The sequence below is a fragment of the Streptomyces sp. NPDC102406 genome (genome assembly GCF_044765725.1).
In the GTDB taxonomy this organism is placed as follows: domain Bacteria; phylum Actinomycetota; class Actinomycetes; order Streptomycetales; family Streptomycetaceae; genus Streptomyces.
In genome coordinates, this window is record NZ_JBIWKP010000002.1 from 478,855 (window position 1) to 501,462 (window position 22,608).

Annotated in this window: 22 protein-coding genes; 10 read left to right on the forward strand and 12 right to left on the reverse strand. The window is 73.4% G+C overall.

The genetic code is table 11. The features are described 5' to 3' along the window. Positions 1-8 precede the first annotated feature (8 nt). On the forward strand, positions 9-1,463 hold the full coding sequence (locus ACIRF8_RS10780; protein ID WP_404213167.1) for a SulP family inorganic anion transporter: 1,455 nt from the start codon (positions 9-11) through the stop codon (positions 1,461-1,463). A gap of 66 nt (positions 1,464-1,529) precedes the next feature. On the opposite strand, the gene ACIRF8_RS10785 is transcribed toward ACIRF8_RS10780, so the two are convergent. The 7 genes from ACIRF8_RS10785 to ACIRF8_RS10815 form a co-directional block, all read right to left on the reverse strand. Next, a complete protein-coding gene (locus ACIRF8_RS10785; RefSeq protein WP_404214250.1) occupies positions 1,530-1,940 on the reverse strand; it encodes a RidA family protein in 411 nt (136 codons plus the stop codon). Between the two features lie 66 nt (positions 1,941-2,006). Further along, positions 2,007-3,332, reverse strand: a complete 1,326-nt coding sequence (locus ACIRF8_RS10790; protein ID WP_404213168.1) for an alpha/beta fold hydrolase — start codon at positions 3,330-3,332, stop codon at positions 2,007-2,009. Positions 3,333-3,536: 204 nt separating this feature from the next. Then, positions 3,537-4,304, reverse strand: a complete 768-nt coding sequence (locus tag ACIRF8_RS10795) for an NPP1 family protein (protein ID WP_404213170.1) — start codon at positions 4,302-4,304, stop codon at positions 3,537-3,539. 136 nt (positions 4,305-4,440) lie between these two features. Further along, a complete protein-coding gene (locus tag ACIRF8_RS10800) occupies positions 4,441-5,595 on the reverse strand; it encodes a S1 family peptidase (RefSeq protein ID WP_404213172.1) in 1,155 nt (384 codons plus the stop codon). 195 nt (positions 5,596-5,790) lie between these two features. Beyond that, positions 5,791-6,039 carry a hypothetical protein gene (locus ACIRF8_RS10805; RefSeq protein WP_404213174.1) on the reverse strand — a complete coding sequence of 83 codons (249 nt, stop codon included), beginning with the start codon at positions 6,037-6,039 and terminating at the stop codon, positions 5,791-5,793. After that, positions 5,997-6,278: a hypothetical protein gene (locus ACIRF8_RS10810; RefSeq protein ID WP_404213176.1), complete on the reverse strand. Its 282-nt coding sequence runs from the start codon at positions 6,276-6,278 to the stop codon at positions 5,997-5,999. The genes ACIRF8_RS10805 and ACIRF8_RS10810 overlap by 43 nt, the downstream gene beginning before the upstream one ends. A 43-nt stretch (positions 6,279-6,321) precedes the next feature. Beyond that, positions 6,322-7,152 (reverse strand): Cof-type HAD-IIB family hydrolase, encoded by an 831-nt coding sequence (locus ACIRF8_RS10815; protein ID WP_404213177.1) that lies wholly within the window; start codon positions 7,150-7,152, stop codon positions 6,322-6,324. 141 nt (positions 7,153-7,293) lie between these two features. On the opposite strand from ACIRF8_RS10815, the gene ACIRF8_RS10820 reads away from it, so the two are divergent. The 5 genes from ACIRF8_RS10820 (at position 7,294) to ACIRF8_RS10840 (ending at position 11,075) form a co-directional block, all read left to right on the forward strand. Then, positions 7,294-8,112 (forward strand): alpha/beta fold hydrolase, encoded by an 819-nt coding sequence (locus ACIRF8_RS10820; protein WP_404213179.1) that lies wholly within the window; start codon positions 7,294-7,296, stop codon positions 8,110-8,112. A gap of 9 nt (positions 8,113-8,121) precedes the next feature. Then, complete coding sequence (locus ACIRF8_RS10825; RefSeq protein ID WP_404213181.1) at positions 8,122-8,883, forward strand: IclR family transcriptional regulator; 762 nt, start codon at positions 8,122-8,124, stop codon at positions 8,881-8,883. Positions 8,884-8,977: 94 nt separating this feature from the next. Further along, on the forward strand, positions 8,978-10,000 hold the full coding sequence (locus ACIRF8_RS10830; protein WP_404213183.1) for a Rieske 2Fe-2S domain-containing protein: 1,023 nt from the start codon (positions 8,978-8,980) through the stop codon (positions 9,998-10,000). Next, positions 9,997-10,161 carry a hypothetical protein gene (locus ACIRF8_RS10835; RefSeq protein ID WP_404213185.1) on the forward strand — a complete coding sequence of 55 codons (165 nt, stop codon included), beginning with the start codon at positions 9,997-9,999 and terminating at the stop codon, positions 10,159-10,161. The genes ACIRF8_RS10830 and ACIRF8_RS10835 overlap by 4 nt, the downstream gene beginning before the upstream one ends. Then, on the forward strand, positions 10,158-11,075 hold the full coding sequence (locus tag ACIRF8_RS10840; protein ID WP_404213186.1) for a PDR/VanB family oxidoreductase: 918 nt from the start codon (positions 10,158-10,160) through the stop codon (positions 11,073-11,075). The genes ACIRF8_RS10835 and ACIRF8_RS10840 overlap by 4 nt, the downstream gene beginning before the upstream one ends. On the opposite strand, the gene ACIRF8_RS10845 is transcribed toward ACIRF8_RS10840, so the two are convergent. Both ACIRF8_RS10845 and ACIRF8_RS10850 read right to left on the reverse strand, forming a co-directional pair. Then, positions 11,059-12,594, reverse strand: coding sequence for an MFS transporter (locus tag ACIRF8_RS10845; protein WP_404213188.1), 1,536 nt, complete (start codon positions 12,592-12,594; stop codon positions 11,059-11,061). The genes ACIRF8_RS10840 and ACIRF8_RS10845 overlap by 17 nt on opposite strands. A 99-nt stretch (positions 12,595-12,693) precedes the next feature. Further along, complete coding sequence (locus ACIRF8_RS10850) at positions 12,694-13,176, reverse strand: GNAT family N-acetyltransferase (RefSeq protein ID WP_404213190.1); 483 nt, start codon at positions 13,174-13,176, stop codon at positions 12,694-12,696. A 176-nt stretch (positions 13,177-13,352) separates the two neighbouring features. Between ACIRF8_RS10850 and ACIRF8_RS10855 the strand changes: the two genes are divergently transcribed. Further along, positions 13,353-13,514, forward strand: coding sequence for a hypothetical protein (locus tag ACIRF8_RS10855; RefSeq protein WP_404213192.1), 162 nt, complete (start codon positions 13,353-13,355; stop codon positions 13,512-13,514). Positions 13,515-13,686: 172 nt separating this feature from the next. Further along, on the forward strand, positions 13,687-14,562 hold the full coding sequence (locus ACIRF8_RS10860; protein ID WP_404213194.1) for an SGNH/GDSL hydrolase family protein: 876 nt from the start codon (positions 13,687-13,689) through the stop codon (positions 14,560-14,562). Here the strand turns inward: ACIRF8_RS10860 and ACIRF8_RS10865 are convergent. After that, positions 14,534-15,841 (reverse strand): alpha/beta hydrolase family protein, encoded by a 1,308-nt coding sequence (locus tag ACIRF8_RS10865; protein WP_404213195.1) that lies wholly within the window; start codon positions 15,839-15,841, stop codon positions 14,534-14,536. The genes ACIRF8_RS10860 and ACIRF8_RS10865 overlap by 29 nt on opposite strands. Before the next feature lie 211 nt (positions 15,842-16,052). Between ACIRF8_RS10865 and ACIRF8_RS10870 the strand changes: the two genes are divergently transcribed. Next, positions 16,053-17,675 carry a penicillin-binding transpeptidase domain-containing protein gene (locus ACIRF8_RS10870; RefSeq protein WP_404213197.1) on the forward strand — a complete coding sequence of 541 codons (1,623 nt, stop codon included), beginning with the start codon at positions 16,053-16,055 and terminating at the stop codon, positions 17,673-17,675. A gap of 5 nt (positions 17,676-17,680) precedes the next feature. Here the strand turns inward: ACIRF8_RS10870 and ACIRF8_RS10875 are convergent, their stop codons facing one another. After that, positions 17,681-18,808 (reverse strand): glycoside hydrolase family 88 protein, encoded by a 1,128-nt coding sequence (locus ACIRF8_RS10875; RefSeq protein WP_404213199.1) that lies wholly within the window; start codon positions 18,806-18,808, stop codon positions 17,681-17,683. Between the two features lie 252 nt (positions 18,809-19,060). On the opposite strand from ACIRF8_RS10875, the gene ACIRF8_RS10880 reads away from it, so the two are divergent. Further along, positions 19,061-21,241: an FUSC family protein gene (locus ACIRF8_RS10880; RefSeq protein ID WP_404214251.1), complete on the forward strand. Its 2,181-nt coding sequence runs from the start codon at positions 19,061-19,063 to the stop codon at positions 21,239-21,241. 6 nt (positions 21,242-21,247) lie between these two features. On the opposite strand, the gene ACIRF8_RS10885 is transcribed toward ACIRF8_RS10880, so the two are convergent. Beyond that, positions 21,248-22,573, reverse strand: a complete 1,326-nt coding sequence (locus tag ACIRF8_RS10885; RefSeq protein WP_404213201.1) for a S28 family serine protease — start codon at positions 22,571-22,573, stop codon at positions 21,248-21,250. Positions 22,574-22,608: the final 35 nt, after the last annotated feature.

Here is a 22,608-nt window from a genome sequence, read left to right on the forward strand (position 1 = left end):
GCACCCTGATGACCAAATACCCGCACCTGAAGGCGGATTTCACCGCCTCTCTTGTCGTCTTCCTCGTCGCGCTCCCGCTCTGCGTGGGCGTGGCCGTGGCCTCCGGCGTCCCGGCCGAGCTGGGTCTCGTCACCGGCATCGTCGGAGGCATCGTCACCGGCCTGATGCGCGGCAGCAGCCTCCAGGTCTCGGGGCCCGCGGCCGGGTTGACCGTGCTCGTGTACGAGGCCGTGGACGAGTTCGGCCTGCCCGTTCTCGGCGTCATCGTCCTCGCGACGGGGCTGCTCCAGATAGGCATGGGCGCCCTGAAGGTGGGCCGTTACTTCCGGGCCATCTCGGTCTCGGTGGTCGAGGGCATGCTGGCCGGTATCGGACTCGTGCTCATCGCGGGCCAGTTGTACTCGGTCCTCGCCGCGAAGGCACCGGAGTCGGGGCTCGACAAGATCGCCGGGCTGCCCGAGGCCGTGGTCGACGCCCTGGACAGCACGACATCGCTCGCCTCGCTGGCGCTGGGCGCCGGCACCGTCGCCGTCCTGGTGCTGTGGAAGCGGCTGCCCGCGCGGGTGCGGGTGGTCCCCGGGCCGCTCGCCGCGATCGGGCTCGCGACGGCCGCCGCGGTCCTTCTCGACGCGCCCGTGGCGACCGTCGAGGTCAACGGTCTGCTCGGCTCGATCCAGCCGCCGTCGATGAGCGCCTTCGGTGAGCTGGCGAGCATCGGCCTGATCGGCACCGTCGTGGCGTTCACGCTCATCGCCTCGGCGGAGTCGCTGTTCAGCGCCGCCGCCGTGGACCGGATGCACGACGGGCCCCGGACCGCGTACGACAAGGAACTGCTGGCGCAGGGCGCGGGCAACGCGGTGTGCGGTGTGCTCGGCGCGCTGCCCATGACGGCGGTGATCGTACGCAGCGCTGCCAACGTGCAGGCGGGCGCCCGCACCAAGGCGTCCCGCGTGCTGCACGGCGTCTGGCTCCTGCTGTTCGCCGCGCTGCTGCCGGGCGTCCTCGCCTACTTCCCGATCCCGGCGCTCGCGGGTGTGCTGGTGCACGCCGGGGCCAAGCTCATCCCGGTCCGCTCACTGCTGAAGCTGTGGCGCGAACACCGCGGCGAGGCCCTGATCCTGGTCGTCACCGCGGTGTCGATCGTCGCGGTCAGCATGTTCGAGGGCGTGCTCGTCGGCGTCGCCCTGTCCGTCGTCAAGACGGCCTGGGACGCCTCGCACGTGAAGCTGGAGGTCATAGACAAGGGCGCGGGTCCGGTCCAGGCGTACCTGTCGGGCAACGCGACGTTCCTGCGGCTGCCGAAGATCCTCGACAGCCTGGAGGCCCTGCCGCAGGACAGGCCCGTCGAACTGCACCTGTCGGGCCTGCACCATCTCGACCACGCGTGCAGGACGGCGCTGGAGAGCTGGGCGGAGCGGCACAGCACCGCCGAGACGGAGCCGGTGAAGGTCACCGCGCTCTGACACCGCCGGCCGGGTCCGACCGCCCTTCCGTGCGGGGCGGTCGGACCTGCGGGCAAGGCAGACCTGTCAGTCGTCGAGCACGGCCGCGACGGCCTCGATCTCGACGAGCTGGTCGGCGTAGCCCAGCACCGTGACGCCCAGCAAGGTGCTCGGCACGTCGTGCTCGCCGAAGGCGTCCCTGACCACTTCCCAGGCCGCCACCAGATCCGGTTGCCGTGTCGACGCGACGAGCACCCGGGTGCTGATGACGTCCCGCAGCTCGGCGCCGGCCGCGTCGAGGGCGGTCCGCAGGTTCTCCACGCACTTGGCCGCCTGGCCCGCGTAGTCACCGACCGCCGCCGTCGAACCGTCCTTCTCCAACGGGCAGGCCCCGGCGAGGAACACGAGCCGGGCGTCGGCCGGCGCCGTGGCCGCGTACGCGTACTCCGCGACATCGGACAGGGCGTCGGAGCGGATGAGGGTGACGGCGCGGACCATGGGCCGGGGCATCCCTTCTGGCGGCGGGTACGGAGCGACGGGGCTGAGCCCGCTCATGCTGTCACATCAGGGCTGTGTGGGCAGGGCCGCGCAGGTGGAGGTGGCGGGCTCACCGGCGAGGCGGTCGGTGAGCCAGGTGACGGCGGTGCCCTGGTCGGTGAGGAGCGGGGCGAAGTGGTTCAGCAGGGCGCGCCCCACGTCGGGCAGGCGCACCGGCTTGTACGTGACCTGCGCGCCGCGCCCGCACCAGTCGACGGCCAACTGGCGCGCCTGGCCGTGCGGGACGAGGTTGTCGCTGACGCCGGTGGCGACCCGGACCGGGCTCGCCGGCTTCATCGTGCCGATGCGCTGGTCGGCGAGGAACGCCTGGAGGCGGGGTTCGGCCTGGATGATCTCGGCGAGGCTCTTGCCGTCGGTGGTCCAGGACGAGCTGCGCGCCGAGTTGTAGGCGAGGATGGTGTCGCCGACGCACATCGTCGAGAGGTCCTTCAGGGCGGCGCGGCCCTTGTCGCTGAGGTGGGCCTCGGCGATCGGCCGCAGCTCGGGGTCGGACTGGAGGAATCCGTTGAGGGACCAGCCGAGCGCGCCCGCGAGATCGGTGCCGTCGATGCCCTTCGTCGTCTCGGTCAGGTCGGCGGGCGGCGCCCCCGCGTACGTACCGGAGAGGGTGATGTCGGGCGCGTACTCCGGTTGGAGCTCGGCGGCGGCAGCGGTGGCGCCGCCGCCCTGGCTGTAGCCGAAGAGGCCGACGCGCGAGTCGGCGGTCACCGTCGCCCCGTCGAGCGCGCGGGCGGCGCGGACGGCGTCGAGCACGGCGTGCGCCTCGTCGAGCCGGTTGACGTAGGTGTGCAGGCGGTCGGTCGCGCCCAGGCCGATGTAGTCGGTGACGACGACCGCGACGCCCTTGGCGAGGAGCCGGTAGATGGCCAGATCCTCGTAACCGACCGACACCGTCTGCCCGTTGAGGCGCAGCGGGTGCTCCAGGCCGAGCGAGGCGGCGCACTGGTCGCCCTGGCCCATGGTGCCGGGGGCGAGCGCCACCAGCGGGCGGGGACCCTCGCCGCGCCACTTCGCCGCGGGCTCGATGTAGGCGCCGGTGACCGCGGCGGGGCCACCGGTCGAGTCGGTCGTCCGGTACATGATGCGGGTGGCGGTGCCGGGCAGCGGCCCGTGCAGCGTGGGCAGGCTCAGCGCCAGCGGCAGCGGTTCGCTGCGGATCAAGGCGCCGTTGGCGGCGGGCAGTTCGGCGGGCGGGTTGTAGAAGGCGGGGATCGTGACGCCGCGCGAGACCTCGTTCTGCGTGCCGGACTGTGCGGCGGCGGGTACGGCTTGCGCGCCCAGGCAGGCGGCGGTGACGACGGCCGCGGCCAGCAGGCGGGTGGATGCGGGCATGGCAAACCTCCTGAGTTCAGGCGGAGCGGGGCTCCGGACCTGACGGCGGACGGCCCGAGGCGAGCAGGCCGACGAGGCGTGCGGCCGGTCGTCCCCACCGGCCCCACGCGTCGCCGGGACGCTATCGAGCAACTCGTTACCGCGGGTAGCACCCAGGAGGTTACGGTTCAGTAACTTACGGTCGGGGCAGCCCTGTCCGGCCGCTCACGCGTTGACGTCGAACGGCACGCCGGACGGCAGCGCGGCGGCGAGATGACTGGCGAAGCTCGCGTCCTTCAGGCCGAAGTTGGCGCTGCCGAAGTCGTAGGCGCTCAACTTCTCGCGCAGACCGGCCGGATAGCCGTTCCAGCCGACCAGGGCCGGGAACTGCCAGGTCCCGCGGTGGTTCTCCGGCGGTTCGTCGCCCGAGGTCGCCGGCCGGAAGCAGTGGGTGCTGATGCCGTCCTTGTGATAGACGACCTTGGGGTGGGTGCCGTCCCAGCGGATCTGCTCGCGCGGGTAGATGTGGAAGCCGCCGTGGGCGGAGGTGGCGACGTAGGCGGCCTGGCCGTCGTGGATCCAGACGACGACGTGCTCCCAGTCGTGGCGGTGTCCGCCGAGTCCGCTGCCGGCCACCGCCTGGTCCTTCTCGAAGTAGAGGCCGTACAGCACGGCGCACCAGCCGTTGTTGCACTTGGAGCGCGCGTAGCCGTTGGTGTTGGCGAGGTCGGAGGCGTCACGGCACTGCCCGTTGAGCGCGCCGCTCGGCTGAAGGCCGCCGTTGACGGTTCCGTCGGGGCCGATGGCGGGCGTCGGGTAGCAGCCGTCGGTGTCGTAGTCGTACGCGGGCTGGTACGTCTGCTCGGTCGCGTCGGCGGCAGCAGGCAGGGCGCCGGGGGGCGCGGCGAGCGCGCTGCCCGCGAAGCCGATGACGAGGGCGAGGGCGCCGCCGGTGGCGAGGGCGGCTCTGCGGAGGGCTCTGCTGGGATTCACTGGGGTCTCCTGCGTCACTGTGGGGGCATGACAGTGATGTCATGCCCCCGACAGCACCGGGCGACGCGTTCCCTCAACTCACCTGAACGGGCGGTGAACTGACGGTGCGACGGGCCGCTCGCGCCCGGCTCTCACTTCAGGCCGTGTGCAGGGTCAGGCCGTAGCGGCCCAGGATCTCGTTGATGGGCTGGTACCAGGTCTCGCCGCCGCTGGAGCAGTTGCCCCAGCCGCCCGAGGTGACGCCCTGGGCCTGGTCGCCGCTGATGAACGAGCCGCCCGAGTCGCCGGGTTCGGCGCACACGCTCGTCTTGGTCATCTGGTGGACGGCGCCCTGGCTGTAGTTGACGGTCTCGTTCTTGGCGAGGACGGTGCCGCAGTGCCAGTGCGAGGTGGAGCCCGACCGGCAGATGGAGGCGCCGACCGGGGCCTCGGCCGAACCGCGTACGAGCTGGTCGGAGATGGTGCCCCAGCCGAGCACGACCGGGACCGTCCACCAGCCGCTGCCGACGTTGACCCACGCGTAGTCGTTGTCGGGGAACGAGGAGCCCTGGAAGTTGCCGATGTAGGAGCCGTCCCAGCCGCTGACCCCCTGCCCGGCGCCGCCGCAGTGCCCGGCCGTGACGAAGCCGCCGTGGACGGAGAAGCCTATGGAGCAGCGGACGTTGCCGGTGTAGTAGGGGTCCCCGCCGACCGTGCCCGCGGCGAGGGTGGTGGGGGCGTGCTGCGTGGTGCGCACCGTCAGCGGGGCCGCTGCGCGGGCGCGGGCGAGGAAGCCCTTGACATCGTTGTCGGACTGTCGGTCGGCGAGCACCTCGACGACCACCCGGTTGGACTTCCAGTCGACGCGCCAACTGCTCACGCCGGCCGGTGCGTGGAGTGCGTCGACCCGCTTCTTGGCCGCGTCGAGCTGGGCGGCGCTGCGATCGGCGAGGCGGACCTTCGCGCCGGTGGCCCGTACGTCCGCGGCCTTGTCGCGGTCGGTCACGGCGACGGTCAGCGTCCGGCTCCGCGGGCTGTACCAGGATCCGGCGTAGGCGGATCCGGCCGCTCGCCGGGCCTTCTTCTCGGTGGCGGTCGCCTGCTTCTCGGCGGCGATCCGGGCCTCGGCCTGCGCGGCGGTGAGGCCGAAGTCACGCTGCATCGCGCTGAGGAGTCCCTCGGAGGCGGCGGCGCGTTCGGTCCGCGGGGTGTCCGCGCCGGCCGCCTGGGCCGGGAGGAATCCGGCGGTGGCGCAGGCGCCGGTGACCAGCAGCGCGGTCAGGACGGCACGGACAGGTCTGGTACGTCGCATGGATCAGCCCTTCGTCGTTCCCGTGTGGGGGTGGAACAGGATGGGACAGGCATGGGACAGCGGTGGATCGGCACAGCTGGGAGCGCTCCCCCGAGGTGCCGTGGAGGAGCCTAGCGAGGGATCATGAACAGGTCCATGCCAATGGAGGGGTGCAATCCGGCTGCGTGGCGCGGACGTTGCTGTCGGCGGCCGTGCTCACAGCCTGGCGCGCAGCGCGCGGGCCAGGTCGTCGGCCTGGTCGGCGGTCACCTGGTCCGCCTCGGGGCGGCTCCGCAACGCGAAGACGCCGGGCCCGCGCCAGGGCGCGGGCAGGTCGTCGGCGCGCGGCACGCTGTGGAAGTGGACGTGCGCGGACCCCTCGGCCTCCGCGAACGGGACGACGTACGTCCTGGCGCATCCGGTCACCTCGCGCAGCGCCCGGGAGAGGCGGACCTGCCACTCCACAGCGTGGCGGCCTCCTCGCCGGTGAGGTCGTGCACGGCGGTGACATGGCGTCGCGGCACCAGCACCAACACCAGCACCAGCCGGCCGGGCAGTGCGGTGCCCAAGGCGTGGGTGGTGCGCCAGTGCGGGTCGGCGGCGATGCGCTCGCGCGGCGGCAGCGTGTCGAAGCGGGCTTCGGCGCGGCAGGCGTAGCAGGCGGCGCGGCCGGGGCCGGGTGCGTGGATGGCCTCTGGTGTCATGGGCCCACGCTCCGGCACGCGCCCCCTCCACGAAACGCCCGAGTCACTCGGCGGGCAGCTCCAGGACCTCCCGGACGGTGCGCACGACCCCGTTCTCGGTGTGCGGCGGGGCCAGGTGGCGGGCGCGGCGGCGCACGTCCGGGTGGGCGTTTGCCATGGCGTAGGACCAGTCGGCGGCGTCCAGCATCTCCAGGTCGTTGAGGTAGTCGCCGAACACCATGGTCTGGGCGGCGGTGATGCCGAGGGCGGCCTGGAGGCGGCGGACCGCCGCGCCCTTGTCGGCGGTGCGGTTCATGACGTCGACCCAGTGCGCGCTGGAGACGACGACCTGGTGGGAGTCGGTGAGGGGGCCGAGGGCGGGGGCCGTGGTCTCCTCGGCGCGGCCGAAGTCGAACAGGGCCACCTTGAGCACGTCGTCCTCGACGGCGGTGGCGTCCTCGACGATCTCGTGGCGGTGGTAGTACTTGCGCACCTCCGCCAGGAACGCCTCGTCGGAGCGCTCCACGTACGCGGACCGCTTGCCGCAGACGACGGCGCCCGCGTCCACGCCCTCCTCCGTGAGGCGGCGGACCTCCTTGACGATCCAGGGGGCGACGGCGGGGTCCATCGGGTCGGAGCTGATCTCGGCTCCGCCGCGGACGACGTAGGTGCCGTTCTCCGCGATGTACACCATGCCGCCGTCGTCCACGGCGGCGAACTGGTCGGCGAGCGTCGCGTACTGCCGGCCGCTGGCGGGGCAGAAGACGATGCCGCGCCGGTTCAGCTCGGCCAGCAGCGGCCACAGGGAGTCCGGGATGCGTCCGTCGGCGTCCAGGAGGGTGCCGTCCATGTCGGTGACGACGAGGCGGATGTCGGGGCGGTGGTGCGTGATCAAAGGCGTTCCTCAGTACGGGTGTCCTCCAGTTTAGTGAGCGCTCCGGGCCGGTGATCGTGTGAGCCCCTTGATCGAACGGGACGGCGCGGCCTACGGTGCCGCCACCGGATCAGCGGCGGACGACCAGGTCAGGAGTGCTCGGTGGATCGACTCACGGTGGACGGCGCCGTACTGCGCCACGACGACTTCGGCCCGCCGCACGGGGTCGTGGTCGTCCTGGTGCACGGGCATCCGTTCGACCGCACGCTGTGGCGCCCTCAGGCCGAGGCGCTGGCCGCGGCCGGGTACCGGGTGCTGACGCCCGATCTCCGGGGCTACGGGGCGAGCGACGTCACCCCGGGCAGCGTCCCGCTGTCCCGCTTCGCCGACGACGTCGCCGCCCTCCTCGATCACCTGGACATCGGGCGCGCGGTGATCGGCGGCGTGTCCATGGGCGGGCAGATCGCCATGGAGTTCCATCTGCGCCACCCGGGGCGCACCCGTGCCCTGGTCCTGTCGGACACCTCGGCGCCGGCCGAGACCGCCGAGGGCAGGGCGGCGCGCAACCGGATGGCCGACCGGCTGCTCGCCGAGGGCATGGACGGGTACGCCGACGAGGTCATCGACAAGATGCTGGCCGCCTACAACGTGGCGGCGCTGCCCGAGGTAGCCGAGCGCGTCCTCGCCATGATGCGGGCGACCGATCCGCGGGGTGCGGCGGCCGCGCTGCGCGGGCGGGCCGAGCGGCCCGACTACCGGGACAGCCTCGCCGCGGCCCGGGTGCCCGCGCTCGTCGTGGTCGGCGCCGACGACGTGTACACGCCGGTCGCCGAGGCGGAGGCGATCGCCGGGCTCGTCCCGGACGCGACCCTCGCCGTGATCGAGAAGGCCGGGCACCTGCCGGGCGCCGAGCGGCCCGAGCGCTTCAACGCCGTGCTGCTCGACTTCCTCCGCGCCCACTGCCCGACGCCGAGCCCGTAGGCACGGCCGGTGAACCGCTCCGCGGCCGACCGGCTGCTCGACGTGCTCGGCGCGTTCGACCAGCACCACCCGGCCCTGACCCTCACCGAGATCGCCCACCGGGCCGACCTGCCGCTGCCCACCGCGCACCGGCTCGTCGGCGTGCTGTCCCGGTGGGGCGCCCTCGAACGCGACGACACCGGCCGCTACCACGTGGGGCTGCGGCTCTGGGAGCTCGCCGCGCTCGCCCCGCGCGGGCTCGGGCTGCGCCAGGCCGCGCTGCCGTTCCTGGAGGACCTGTACGAGGCGACCCACGAGAACGTGCATCTCGCCGTCCGCGACGGCCTCGAGGTCGTCTACATAGAGCGTCTGTCGGGCCGGTCGGCGGTCGGTGTGCACTCGCGGGTCGGCGCGCGCTGGCCGCTGCACGCCACGGGGGTGGGCCTGGTGCTGCTCGCCCACGGGGGCCCGGAGCTCCAGGAGCGGTACCACGCCGGGGAGTTGGCCGCGTTCACCCCGTACACCGTCACCGATCCGGACCGGCTGCGGCGGGTCCTGGCCGACGTGCGGCGGGGCGGCGTCGCGGTGAGCGACCGGCAGATCACCGAGGACGCGCTGTCCGTGGCGGCGCCGGTGCGCGGGCCACGCGGCGACGTCGTCGCGGCGGTCTCCGTCGTCGTCCCGGTCACCGGTCCGCGGACGCCCGCCCTGATCCCGGCCGTCCAGGTGGCCGGACGCGGCATCTCCCGGGCGCTCGGCTGGCACCCCGCCCCACCCCCGGCTTCCGCCTGACGGAAGGGACGTTGTGGGCTGTGACGCCGGTCACCACTCTGGTGGGCGACGCGCGGCGACGGTGCCGCGCGCGATGACAGGAGGGACGCCTGCCATGACCGGACACCCGAACCACTCGGCCTTCGCCCGCGAGCAGTGGTACGTGGCCGCGTGGAGCGCGGAGGTCGGCCGCGAACTGCTCGGCCGCACCGTGCTCGGCGAGCCGATCGCCCTGTACCGCACCGAGGCGGGCGAGCCGGTCGCCCTCGCCGACCGGTGCGTGCACCGCCGGTTCCCGCTCTCCGCCGGTGGCCTCGACGGTGACCGGGTGGTGTGCGGCTATCACGGCTTCACCTACGACACGACCGGTACGTGCGTGTACGTGCCCGGGCAGAAGCGGATCCCCCGGACGGCGAGGGTGAGTTCGTACCCCGTCGCGGAGGTCGACGCGATGGTGTGGGTGTGGCTCGGCGACCCGGCGGCGGCCGACGCCACCACGATCCCGCGCGCCCCGCATCTCGCCGAGGACGGCTGGGTCACCGTGCGCGGCATGGAACCGATCGACGCCGACTACATGCTGCTCGTCGACAATCTGATGGACCTCTCGCACGAGACGTATCTGCACGGCGGCTACATCGGGACGCCGGAGGTCGCCGAGACCCCGATCACCACGGAGGTCGACGAGGACGCCGGGATCGTCCGGGTCTCGCGGCACATGCGGGACGCCGAATGCCCGCCGTTCTACGCCCGGTCCACCGGGATCGAGGGGCGGATCCAGCGCCTCCAGGACATCGAGTACCACGCCCCGTGCCTGTACCTGCTGCACAGCCGCATCAGCCCGGCAGGCGCCGACACCCCGCAGTTCCGTACGGAGATCACGTACGCCATCACACCGTCCGCCCCCGGCAAGGTCTACGACTTCTGGGCCGTCTCCCGGGACTTCGCGGTGGACGACGACGAGGTCACCACGTTCCTGCGGGACTTCAACCACAAGGTCGTCATGCAGGACGTGGACGCCCTCAATCTGCTGCAACGCACCCTGGACACCGAGCCCGCCGGTTACCAGGAGCTGAGCATCAACATCGACACCGGCGGCCTCGCCGCGCGCCGCATCCTCGGGAAGCTGGCCGCCGGATGAGCGGCCAGGTCTTCCGCGTCGAGTGGCTGCCCGGCACCGACCTGCTCAGCGGCCGGTGCCACTGCGGCGCGCTCCACACCTGCCAGGACCCGGTCGCGATGTGGGAATGGATGCTCGCCCACCCCGACCACCCCACCACGGAAGAGGACCGCGCCTCGTGACCGATCCGCTCGACCCGCTCACCCTCGTCGTCGCCGACCGCCGCGAGGAGGCCGCCGACGTCGTCTCCCTCGTCCTGCGCCACCCGGACGGCGCACCCCTGCCCGGGTGGGAGCCGGGCGCCCACGTCGACCTGCTCCTGGCCGACGGCCTCGAACGGCAGTACTCGCTGTGCGGCGGCGATGCCCACGCGTGGCGCATCGCCGTGCTGCGCGAGCCCGGCGGCCGGGGCGGCTCGGCCCACGTGCACGACGTGCTGCGGCCCGGCGCGCGGGTGTCGGTACGCGGCCCGCGCAACCACTTCCGGCTCGAACCCGCGCCCGCCTACCGGTTCGTGGCGGGCGGCATCGGCATCACCCCGATCCTGCCGATGCTGACCGTGGAGGCGCCGTGGTCCCTCTTCTACGGGGGACGGTCCCGGCGCTCGAAGGCGTTCGCCGGGGAGCTGGCGGCCCGGTACCCGGCCGAGCGGCTCCACCTGTGCGAGGGGCCGCTCGATCTGGTCTCCCACCTCGCCGGTCTGCGCCCCGGTGAACTCGTCTACGCCTGCGGGCCCGAGTCGCTGCTGTCGGCGGTCGAGGCGCTGGTGCCGGCCGAGGCGCTGCGCACCGAGCGGTTCACGCCGACGGTCGCGGAGACGGCCGGGGACCGGCCGTTCGAGGTCGAACTGGCCAGGTCGGGGCGGACGGTGACGGTACCGGCGGACCGGACGATCCTCGCCGCGTTGCGGGACGCGGGCATCGAGGTCCTGTACTCCTGCGCCGAGGGGACCTGCGGCACCTGCGAGACCGATGTGCTGGGAGGCGAGATCGACCACCGCGACAGCGTGCTGAGCCCGCAGGAGAAGGCCGCAGGCGAGACGCTGATGGTGTGCGTGTCCCGCGCGAAGGGACCGCGTCTCACGCTGGACCTGTGACGGCGACCGGCACCGGCGCCTTCGCCCGCTCGGCCCGGCGCAGCAGCGTCGCCGCGGTCAGCCCACCGGCCAGCACGGCCGCCGCGCCCACGAGTTGGCCGGTCTCCAGGGCGGAGCCGAACGCCCGCGTCACCGTGTGGCGTTCGGCGGCCGAGTCCGTGGCGGCGAGCGCCGCGGGGAGCGAGGCCGCGGTCACCGGGACCAGCGCGGAGAAGCGGGCGCTGAGCACGGCGCCGAGCACGGCGACGCCCAGGCCGCTGCCGAACTCGGTGACGGTGCCCTCGATGCCCGCTCCCGCGCCCGCCTTCTCGCGGGGGATGGCGCCGAGGACGGCTACGGCCATCGCCGGGTTAGCGAACGCGCAGCCCACGCCCATCAGGACGAGGCCGACGAGCAGTCCCCCGTACCCGTCCACGACGCGTCCGGCGAGGGCGACCGCGGCCAGTCCGCAGGCCAGCAGCGTCATGCCGAGGGCGACGCTCCCCGGGATGCCGAGCCGGGCGCCGTACCGGGTGGAGACGCCGGTGAAGTTGAGCAGGACGACGGTCAGGGCGAACGGGGCGGTGCGCAGGCCCGCCTCCAACGGGCCGTAGCCGAGCACGAACTGGAGCTGCTGCGTCAGCAGGAACAGGGCGCCTCCGCTGCCGAACGTGATGAGCAGGGCCCCGAACACGGCGCCCGTGAAGGTGCGGTCGCGGAAGAAGCTCATGTCCAGCATGGGGTGCGGGAAGCGGCGCTCCCAGAGGACGAAGGCGGCCAGCGCGCAGGCTCCGAGGGCGGCGCCCAGCAGGACGTGGGAGGAGGTCCAGCCGTGGTCGGGGCCGGAGACGACGGCGTAGACGAGCGCGGTCATGGCGACCGTCGAGAGCAGGGAGCCGGGCAGGTCCGGCCGGTGCCCGTGTTCGGCCCGGCTCTCCGGCACGAGCCGGGCGACGGCGCACAGGCCGATGACGACCACGGGCAGGTTGACCAGGAAGAGGGCGCCCCACCAGAAGTGGTCGAGGAGGACGCCGCCGACGAGGGGGCCCGCGGCGAAGCCGAGGGCGTTGACCGCGGCCCAGATGCCGATGGCGCGGACGCGTTCGTCGTCGTCGAAGGTCTGGACGGCGACGGCGAGCGTGGTGGTCAGGAGCAGGGCGCCGCCGACGCCCATGCCGGCGCGAGCGGCGGTCAACTGGGCCGCGCTCTGGGCGAGTCCGGCCGCCAGTGATCCCGCGCCGAAGACGGCGAGGCCCGCCAGCAGCAGCCGCTTGCGGCCGTAGCGGTCGGCGGCGGCGCCCGCGGTGAGCAGGAGCCCGGCCTGTACGAGGACGTAGGCGTTGATGATCCACTGGATGTCGGCCGTGGTCGCGCCGAGGTCGTCGGTGAGGGTGGGGACGGCGACGTTCAGGATCGTGTTGTCGAGGATGACGACGAGTTGCGCGAGGCAGATCACGCCGAGGACGAGCCAGCGGCGCGGGTCCCGGGGCGCGGCGGACGCGAGGGCGGTCGGCGGCTCGGCGGCGGGCGTCGCCGTCATGCGGGCTCCTTCGGGGCAGGCGCGGACCACAACGGGGACACCCCGCCGGTTAGTTAGGTAAGCCTAACCCGATGGGGTGCCCCCGGCGCCACCGCCCTTCTACAGCGCGCGGTGCATGATGTGCAGTCCGACCCGGCCGTGGCGCGGGTGGTCGTAGGCGTCCGGCACGGTGCCGAGGATCGTGAAGCCCAGCGATCTCCACAGCCCGACCGCCGGGTTGGTCTCCACCACGGCGTTGAAGACCATCGCGCGGTAGCCGTCCGCCTTGGCCTCGGCCAGGACGTGTGCGGCCAGGGCGCGGCCGTGGCCGCGCCCGCCGTGGGCCGGGTCCACCATGAACCCGGCGTTGGCGACGGCCGCCGCCGGGCCGCCGTAGTTGGCCTTGACGTACGCGGTGGCGACGATCTCCCCCGCGTCGTCCTCGACGACGAACACCCGCTTCCCGGGGCCGGTCCACAGCGCGCGGGCGTCGGGTTCGCTGGTCTCCGGGTCCCAGGTGTACGTCTCGCCGGCGCGGACGATCCGCTGCCAGAACGGCCAGATCCGGGACCAGTCCTCGTCCCGGGCGTCTCTGATCCTCATGGGTCCGAGTCTGGCACGGGGGTGCGTCGGCATCGCCGGTGACCATGGCGGGGCCCCGGCTGATCGCGGCGGACCGGGGCCGCGTAGGGTCCCCCTTTGTCCCGAACCACCAGGTGGCACGAGGTCGCGCGGAGCGCGCGGGCCCCGGCGCCGCCGAAGAGCAGGAGCCTCGCACCGTGCCCGCACCGTCCACCGCCCCGGCGCCCATCTACGACCGTCTCGTCGACGAGCAGGGCGATGTCCTCGCCGACGTACGCGAAGCGGCGCAGCTCACCGAGCGCACCGCGGAGGACGTCCTCGACTTCGCCCTCCCGCAAGGCGCGCCGCCGGCCGGCTGAGCGCCGCGCGGCCCCGTGCCGCTCCGTGGTCCCGTCTTTCCCGGGTCATGACGTGCGTGCACGCCTATTGACGCAAATTCGAACTCGTCGGTAGCTTCAACTGTCAGCGCTGAAGTCCCCTGTCTCATACGGAACTTGGCCTTGCGCCGAGCGGGTTTCGAAGGAGCAACAGATGGAGTTCCGCGCGTTCAGGAAGCACCTCGCGGCCGTGGCCGTGACAGCCGCGGTGGCCGGTATCGGCCTCACCGCCCCGGCCCAGGCCGCACCGCAGCCCCTCCCCTACGTCGCCCTCGGCGACAGCTACAGCGCCGCGTCGGGTGTCCTCCCCCTGGACCCGTCCGCGAACCTGCTGTGCGCCCGCTCCACGGCGAACTACCCGCACGTCCTCGCGGCCCGCACCGGCGCGACCCTGAAGGACGTGACCTGCGGCGGAGCCCAGACGAAGGACTTCGCCTCGGCGCAGTACCCCGGCGTCCCGCCCCAGTTGGACGCGCTCGGCGCGGACACCCGCCTCGTGACCATGACGATCGGCGGCAACGACAACAACACGTTCATCAACACGGTCCTGGCCTGCGCGACGGCCGGGATCGCCACCGCGGGGCAGGGGCATCCGTGTTCGTCCCTGTACGGGTCCAAGTTCACCGACGAGATCGACGGCAAGACCTACCCGGCGGTGAAGGCCGCGCTCCAGGCTGCCAGGAACAAGGCGCCGCAGGCCCGCGTCGCGATCCTCGGCTACCCCTGGATCATGCCGGCCAAGGCGCAGGCCGGCTGCTTCGCGAAGATGCCGATCGCGTCCGGCGACGTACCGTACGTGCGCGACATCCAGACCCACCTCAACAGCGCGGTGCGGCGGGCCGCGGAGGAGACCGGGGCGACGTACGTCGATCTGTCCGCGGCGTCCGAGGGGCACGACGCGTGTCAGGCGAGCGGCGCGCGCTGGGTGGAGCCCGCGCTGTTCGGCACGAACTTCGTGCCGGTGCACCCGAACGCGCGCGGCGAGGCGGCGATGGCCGACCTCACGATCGGCGCGCTCGGCCTCGGCTGACCGCACCGCCAAACGGTCCGGGCACGACATCGGCCTCGGGGAAGCGCGCCGACGGCTCGTGGAGGAGACCGCTGTCCCTGCCGCGTAGATGACGGTCGAAGAAGGCGGTCGTGTACGCCCGCTGGGCCGCGACCGCCCGGGCCGTCGGCACGGTGCCGACCCAGCCGGTCAGCGTCTTCCGGTCCAGGCCGACGTGGCGGGCGATCTGCGGGAGCAGGCTCGCCGCGTCGGTGAACGTCGCGTGCCGGGAGCCGGTGAGGGTCACGTCGAGGCGGGGGCCTGTGCTGTGCCGCCACAGTTCCCGCCAGGAGGGCACGGTGGTGCGGTCGTTCCCGTCGCCGCCCATGAGGAGGACCGGGCGGTCCGTGCCCTCGGCGGCCACGGTGGAGAGGTTCCCCTCGTCGTGATCGTCCTGCACGTACGCGAGGACGCCGTCGAGGTCGGCGGCGGCGGCGAGGCGGCGGTCGTCGTGCAGCGCCTGGAGGGCGCCGAAGCCGCCGGCGGACTGGCCGAACGCGGCGATCGGCGCCGGGTCGAGACGGCCCTCGTCGAAGGCGCGCGTCACGGTGTCGACGACGAAGCGGAGGTCGGCGACCCGGACCGCCGCGGTCTTCTCCAGGAGCGCCGTCACCGCGGCGGGCCCGCCCTCCTGGGCCGCGGCGAACTCCTGCGGCAGCCGGCTCGTGACGACGCGGCCGTCGGGGAACTCGACGGCCGACACGTCGTAGGGATGGTCGACCGCGATCACCACGTAGCCCCGGGAGGCGAGTTCGTCGGTGAGGGTGGTGCCCAGGGTGCGCGGGTCCAGGACGCCCGGCGAGTACAGCACCACCGGGCGCGGCGCCCGGCGGTCCAGGGGCGCGCCGATGTGGGCGAAGGTGCGGGTGGCGGCCCAGTCGACGCGGCCCGCGGGCAGCCCCGCGAAGTTGTTGAGCCCGTCGAAAACCGCCGCCTCCCCCGCCGTCATCTGCGCGGCGCGGCGGTACCCGGCCACGGAACGCGCCGGATAGCGCACGTCCACCAGCAACTCCCGTACGGGGGCCGCCGTCCAGGGGTCGCGCCGGTCGTGGTCCACCAGGCGCAGCTTGGTGGTTCCGACGGGGTACGGGCCCGTCGGCGCGGGCAGCCGCAGCCGTGCGCGGCCGGCCGAGGGGGCCGTCCGCGTGGCGGCCGACGCGGAGGTCGCGCCGAGCGCCGACAGGGCGACGGCGACCGCGCCCATGGTGAGTACGGAGCGGCGGGCCGGGCCGGTGGTCGCGGTGAACTCGTGATCGTCCATGGCCCAAGGCTTGCCGGTGCCGGGTACGCGGCACCATACGGCAGACCCACCGGGCGGCCGGGGGGTGTCCCCAGTGACTTTCGGGGGTCCGGAGATATGGGCGCCGAACCGGCGCGCCCCTGAACGGCGCATTCCGACAGGGGGCGGGGCCGTCGCCCGCCCTACCGTGAGGCGTCGGGACAGGATCGATCAGCGGCAGGGTGGAGGCCTCGTGGGCGGCGAGCGCGGGAGACGGCACCGCTGGGTCGCGGGCGCGGTCGCGGTCGGCCTCCTCGGAGCGGGGGCGGGCGCCTGCGCCGTGTCCGACGGCGGCGGAGCCCCGCGGACCGGGCCCCTGTCGGCGTCGGAGGTTCGCTCGGCGGCGGACGGTTTCCTCGGCGCCTGGGCCGAGGGCGACAGCGGCGCGGCGGCGAGCCGCACGGACGACCCTCGGGCGGCAGGCGCCGCCCTGCGTGCGTACAAGGCACGCGCCCGGCTCACGGCGCGGCAGGTACGGCCCGGGGCACCGCACGGCGCGCGGGTGCCGTTCTCGGTGCGGGCCGAGTTCGCGTACGAGGGTGCCCGCGCGCCGCTGTCCTACCGGGGTGCGCTCACCGTGGTGCGCCGGGACGGGGACGGGAAGGCCGTCGTGCGCTGGGAGCCCCAGGTGCTGCACCCGGCGCTCGGGCAGGGGAAGCGGTTCGTGGTGCGGCGGGCGGGGGCCGCGCCGGTCCGCGCGGTCGACCGGCGGGGCCGGGCGCTGGACACGCGGGCGCTGCCCTCGCTCGGCCCGGTCGTGGACGGTCTGCGGCGGGCGTACGGGACGGCGGCGGGCGGCAGGCCGGGCGTCGAACTGCGCCTCGTGCCGCGCGCGGGGGCCGGGTCGCAGGCGGCGCCGCCGAGCGGCACAGCGGTGCTCTCCGTCCCCGAGGGCGCGCCCGGGCGGCTGCGGACCACGCTCGACGCACGCGTGCAGGAAGTGGCCGAGCGGGAGGCAGCGCGGCGCACGGACGCCTCGATCGTGGTGCTCAGGCCGTCGACCGGGGAGATCCTTGCGGTCGCCAACTCCCGCGGCGACGGCCCGGACACGGCGCTGGAGGGGCGGCTCGCGCCCGGTTCGACCATGAAGATGATCACGGCGTCGCTGCTCCTGGAGAAGAAGCTGGCCGACCCGGACAAGCCCCATCCGTGTCCGAGGACGGCCTCGTACGGCGGCTGGCGGTTCCACAACGTCGATGACTTCGCCATCGACGGCGGCACGTTCCGGGCGAGTTTCGCGGCGTCCTGCAACACCGCTTTCATCACGCAGGCGGGCAAGCTCGCCGACGACGACCTGTCCCGGCAGGCGCGGGACGTCTTCGGGATCGGCGCGGGCTGGTCGGTCGGTGTCGCGGCGTTCGACGGGGCGGTGCCGGTCGAGCACGCCGCGTCCAAAGCGGCGTCGCTGATCGGCCAGGGGGCGGTGCGGATGAACCCCCTGACCATGGCGTCGGTCGTCTCGACGGCCCGGACGGGGCGGTTCAGGCAGCCGTATCTCGTCGCGCCGTCCGTCGATCACCGCAGGCTCGCCACGGCGCGGCGGCCCCTGGACCCCGACGCGCACGAGAAGTTGCGGGATCTGCTGCGCACGACGGCGACGTCCGGTTCGGCGGCCGGTGCCATGGCGGGGCTGTCCGGGGACATCGGGGCGAAGACCGGTTCCGCCGAGGTCGCCGGGCAGGAGCGGAGCAACGGCTGGTTCGCGGCCTGGCACGGCGACCTCGCCGCGGCCGCCGTGATGCGGCGGGGCGGCCGGGGCGGGGAGTCGTCGGGCCCGCTGGTGGCGGCGGTGCTCGAAGCGGTCGGGGAGCGGTAGGGGCTTCAGGCCAGGGCGGCGAGTTCCGTTCCGGCGAGGAGAAAGCCGCCCACGCCGAAGTCGGCGGTGCTGTCGTAGGTGATGGGCTGGCTCGACTCGGGGCGGTCCCCGACCTTCTGCACATAGCCGAGGAAGCCGTCGGGGTGCACGGCCGTGGTGACGAGCCCGTTCCAGGCGCGGGCCGCGACGGGGAGCAGCGCGGCCCGGTCGACGAGTCCGGCGCGGATCGCGTACGCGGTGCCGTACAGGAAGAAGCTGGTGCCGCTCGTCTCGGGGCCCGGCAGATGGGCGGGGTCGGCGAGGTTCACGTTCCAGAACCCGTCGGGGCGCTGGACGGCGGCGACCGCCTTGACCAGGCGGGTCAGCGTGGCCCGGTACTCGGCGGTGTCGGGGTGCGTGGCCGGCAGCGCCTTCAGGGTCTTGACGTGGCCCCCCGCGACCCAGCCGTTGCCGCGCGACCACAGGACCGGCTTCCCGGAGGGCGCGACGATCCCGCCGGGCAGGAAGCGTTTGTCGCGGTACCACAGGCCGGTGGAGTCGTCGAGGAGCCCGGGCCCGCCCTCCGTGTGCTTGGTGTGGGTGTACAGGCGGTGCAGCTTGCGCGCGTACGCGGGATCGGCGCGCAGGACGCCGAGGCGGGCGAAGGGCGGCATGGCCATGTGCAGGGCGTCGTCCCACCACCAGTCGTCGTTCTTGTCGGGCTGGTCGGTGTAGGTCATGCGGCGCAGGTTCGCTTCGAGTGCGGTGAGCTTGGCCTCCTCGGGCTCGGCCGCGTACAGGTCGAGGTAGGCCTGGGCGGCGCACTGGTTGTCGGCGTGGCGGGTGGTGACGCCGCCGTTGAGCGCGTAGGCGTGGGCCTCGGCCCAGTTGCGCGCATAGGTGAGGTAGCGGGTGTCGCCGGTCAGGCGGCGCAGGGCGAGCAGGCCGCTGAAGAAGGTGGCGCGGGCCCAGAGGTTGTCGCCGGGGTCGGTGTGGGCGCCGATCCAGTGGTCGGCGACGCGGCGCAGCACCGCGATGATCTCGGCGCGGGGCGGCAGCGCGGTCGCGGGGCGGGGGGCGGCGTGGGCGAGGGGGGTGAGCGCGGTCGTCGCCGTGAGGGCGGCGCCGCAGGCGAGGAAGTGGCGTCTGCGCATGGGGGCCTTCTCTCGGGAGGCAGCGGGGAGATTCACGTCCATGAACGCTGCGTATCGATATGAACCACCGCAGGAGCAGTAAAGGACTAGGCCATGCTCACGTCAAGGGCCGCGTTCGCATCCTCGTATGCTCGGGGGCACGAACGACGGATCGATCTTGGAGCGACTCAGGTGACCCAGGTGGCACGACGGCCGGGCCCGACCCGGGCGTGGGACCGTTTCGTGGCGTCCGACCCGGGGCTGCTGCGGCTGATGGCCGGGCTGCGGACGGTCACCGCGATCGGCCTGGCGCTCGCCGTGCTCGGCCTCGCCGGAACCGACGTCACGCACATGGTCGCGGGCGCGATGGCGGCGATGGTCGCCACGTTCGCGATCCGCGAGAAGACGGTGCGCGGACAGGCGGTCACCCTCGCGCTCGGTCTCCCGGTGGCGCTCACCGCGATGGCGCTCGGCGCCCTGCTGCACAGCCGGGTCGTCGCCGGTGACCTGTTCTTCATCGCGCTGATCTTCGGCGCGGTTTACAGTCGCAGATTCGGCGACCGGGGCACCGCTCTCGGACTCATCGGGTTCCAGGTCTACTTCGTGTCCCTGTTCGTGAACGCGACGGTGGAGCAACTGCCGCGCCTCTTCGCCACGTTGGCGGTCGCCTTCGCGTGCAGCGCGGTGGCCCGCTTCCTGCTCGTGCCGGAGACACCGCAGCGGGTCCTCGGGCGGCTGCGCGAGGCGTTCCGGGCGCGGCTCGCCCAACTGGTCACCGCGCAGACCCGGCTCCTCGACGCCCCTCCCGAAGAACTCGACGACGTCCTGGACGACCTGCGCCGGCACACGGCGCGGCTGCACGAGTCGGCGCTGATGATCCAGGCCCGCCTGGAGGACGGCACCCGGGACGAGGCCACGGCCGCGCTGATCCAGCGCCGCGTCGCGGATGCCGAGGTCTCCGCCGAGCGCCTCGGCATGCTGCTCCTGAACGCCCGCAGCGCGGAGCGCGCCGACACGCTGACGCTGCATCTGCCGGGTGCGCCGGTACCGGCCGCGGGCGCGCTGCTGCCCCGCGAGGACGAGGCGACCGCCACGCTCCGCCGCGACCTGGGCGCCCTGCACCTGATGGTGGCGCGCCCCGCCGACGCCAACCGGGGCACCGCCGTCGCCCACGTCCGCAACCGGCTGCTCGGCTACCGCGACGAGGAGCGCATGCCGCCCGGCGCCACGCTCGCCGCGCAGGACGTGTTCCGCGGCATCGGTGAGGCGGCCCGCGCCGTGATGGGCCTGCGGCTCGCGCTCGACGGGCCGCAGGACGAGTCCGACGACTCCCCCGCCACGACCCGCTCGCGTGAGGAGTTCGACGCGGAGGACGTGTCGATAACGGCGGAGAAGGAGGCGCCCGCCGAGGAGGAGAGCGACGAGCCGCGCGGACTGCGGCGGCCCACCACCCGCGCCGCGTTCCAGGTCGCCGTCGGCTCGGCGCTCGCCATCGTCGGCGGCGAGTTCCTGTCCACCCAGCGCTGGTACTGGGCGGTGCTGACCTGCTGGGTCGTCTTCCTCAACACGGCGTCCACCGGCGAGATCGTCGTCAAGGGCTACCGCCGGCTCCTCGGGACGGTGCTCGGCGTCGTCGCGGGTGTGGTGCTGGCCGGGGCGGTGGGCCACCACACCTGGCTCGCGTTCGCCCTCGTCCTGCTCTGCGTCTTCGCGATGTTCTTCACCGCCCCGCTGTCGTACGCGCTCATGTCGTTCTTCGTGACGGCGATGCTGGGCCTGCTGTACACACTCCTGAACACCTACAGCCTCGACGTGCTCGTCCTGCGCATCGAGGAGACGGCCCTCGGCGCGGCATGCGGCATCATCGCGGCGATCCTGGTGCTGCCCGTGCGGACCGACAGCCGCACCGACGAACTGCTCGCCACCGTCCTGGAGCGGCTCGGCGAGGTCGTGGCGGACGCGGTGGCGCAGCTCAGCGGCGGCCCCGCGGCCGACCTCCTGGACAAGGCCAGGGACCTGGACACCGCCCTCGACGATCTGCGGGCCTCCACCCGGCCGCTGACGCATCCGATCACGCCGCTGCGCGAGCGGCGCCAGACCGTCCGCTACCTCGTGGCGCTCCTGGAGACGTCGGCCTACCACGCCCGCTCCCTGGCGGCGACGGCCGAACTGGTGCCGTACAGCAAGCGGGTGGGCGCCGACCCGCGCCTGGGGCGGGCGGCCCGGCGCATCGCCCACAACATCGACGTGCTCGTCGCGCACGTGACCGAGACGGACACGACGGGCAGCGTCGAGTCGGGGGCGAGCATCGCCGCGATGCTGGAGACGGACGGCCTCGGCGTCCCGGCCGCGCACACCGTCACGTTCCGCGTCCTGCGCCATCTGCAACGCCTCGACGAAGGCATCGCGGGTCTGGCCAGGCCGCTGGACGTGCCGGTGGGCCCGCGCACGTAGGAGCGGTTACTGCCCGGCCCACCGCTCGATGGTCGCGGTGGCCGCGGCCCGCTCGTCGGCGGGGAGCGCGGAGATACGGGCGCCGTGGTTGGAGTTCGGCACGACGTACTTGTAGGAGTCGCGCTTGCCGGGCGTGAACTGCTCGGCGCTCCACGGATCGTTCTGCCCGTACACGAACAGCATCCGTCGCGACTCGGTACGCACCCACTTGTCGACGCCCTTGACGACGGCACCGTCGTAGCCCGTGCGCATCTCGGCGGGCAGCACCGAGTTCGGCTGGTAGATGTCCGGGTAGTGCCGTACGCCCTTGAGATTCTTGAACGCGAGGTCGGCCCAGCCGAGCTGGGCGGCGGCCTGGCGATAGTAGGGGCCCGACCCGTTGGCGCCGAGCGTGGAGTCCTCGTAGACGGACAGGCCGTGGTCGAGCGACCACTGGTACAGGGCGTCGTCGGAGACGGTGCGGGCGTCGGGCACGGTGGGGCAGTCGGCGATCGTGCCGGACTGCCAGAAGTTCCAGACCTGGTCGAGGACGGCGAACTCGTACGCGCGGTCGGTGGTGCCGAGCGTATTGGTGAAGGTGTAGCCGGCGTCCTTCGCCGTCTTCTCGAACTTCGGCAGGAGCGTGTCGCGCCGTACGAGCATCTCGCGCTGGACGGCGGCGAGCGCGTCGCGGCACTCCTTCGTACCGACCGTCCGGAAGAAGCGGTCGTACGTGCTGTCGTCGTTGTTGTTCGCGTCGTTCGGGGCGACGTAGGCGACGACGCCGTCGTAGTCCCGCGGGTAGAAGCGGTAGTGGTACGTGGCGGTCATGCCGCCCTTGCTGCCGCCGGTGGCGAGCCACTTCGAGGTCTTCTCGTACAGCGGTCGCACGGCCCGGACGATGGCGTGCTCGTCGGCGGCCTCCTGCTGGACGGTCATCTTCCGCCACGGGGTGGCGCCGGCCGGGACGGACGGGCCGAAGAAGCGGTGCTCGACGCTGAGCTGGTTGGCGTCGAGCAGCGTGGTGGGCTCGCGGGTGGACGAGGACAGGCCGTAGCCGCCGGTGTAGAAGACGACCGGCTTGGCCGCCGACTTGTGCCAGAGCGTGAAGCGCTGCCGGAAGGTGCCCGCCCGGGGCCTGTCGTGGTCGATCGGCTGCGTGATCGACAGGGAGTAGAGGGGGAAGCCCTCCTTGTCGGTGACGCCGGTGACGGTGACGCCGGGTATCGCGCGCAGTCGGTCCTCGAAGTCCGCGGACGAGACGGAGGCGGTGGCCGGTGCCGCGGTGGCGGCGAGGGCCCCCGCCGTGAGGGCGGCGGACAACAGCAGTGTGGGCAGGGTGCGCAGACGCACGGGGTCTCCCGGTTCGGTCGATCGGTGAGGTGGAT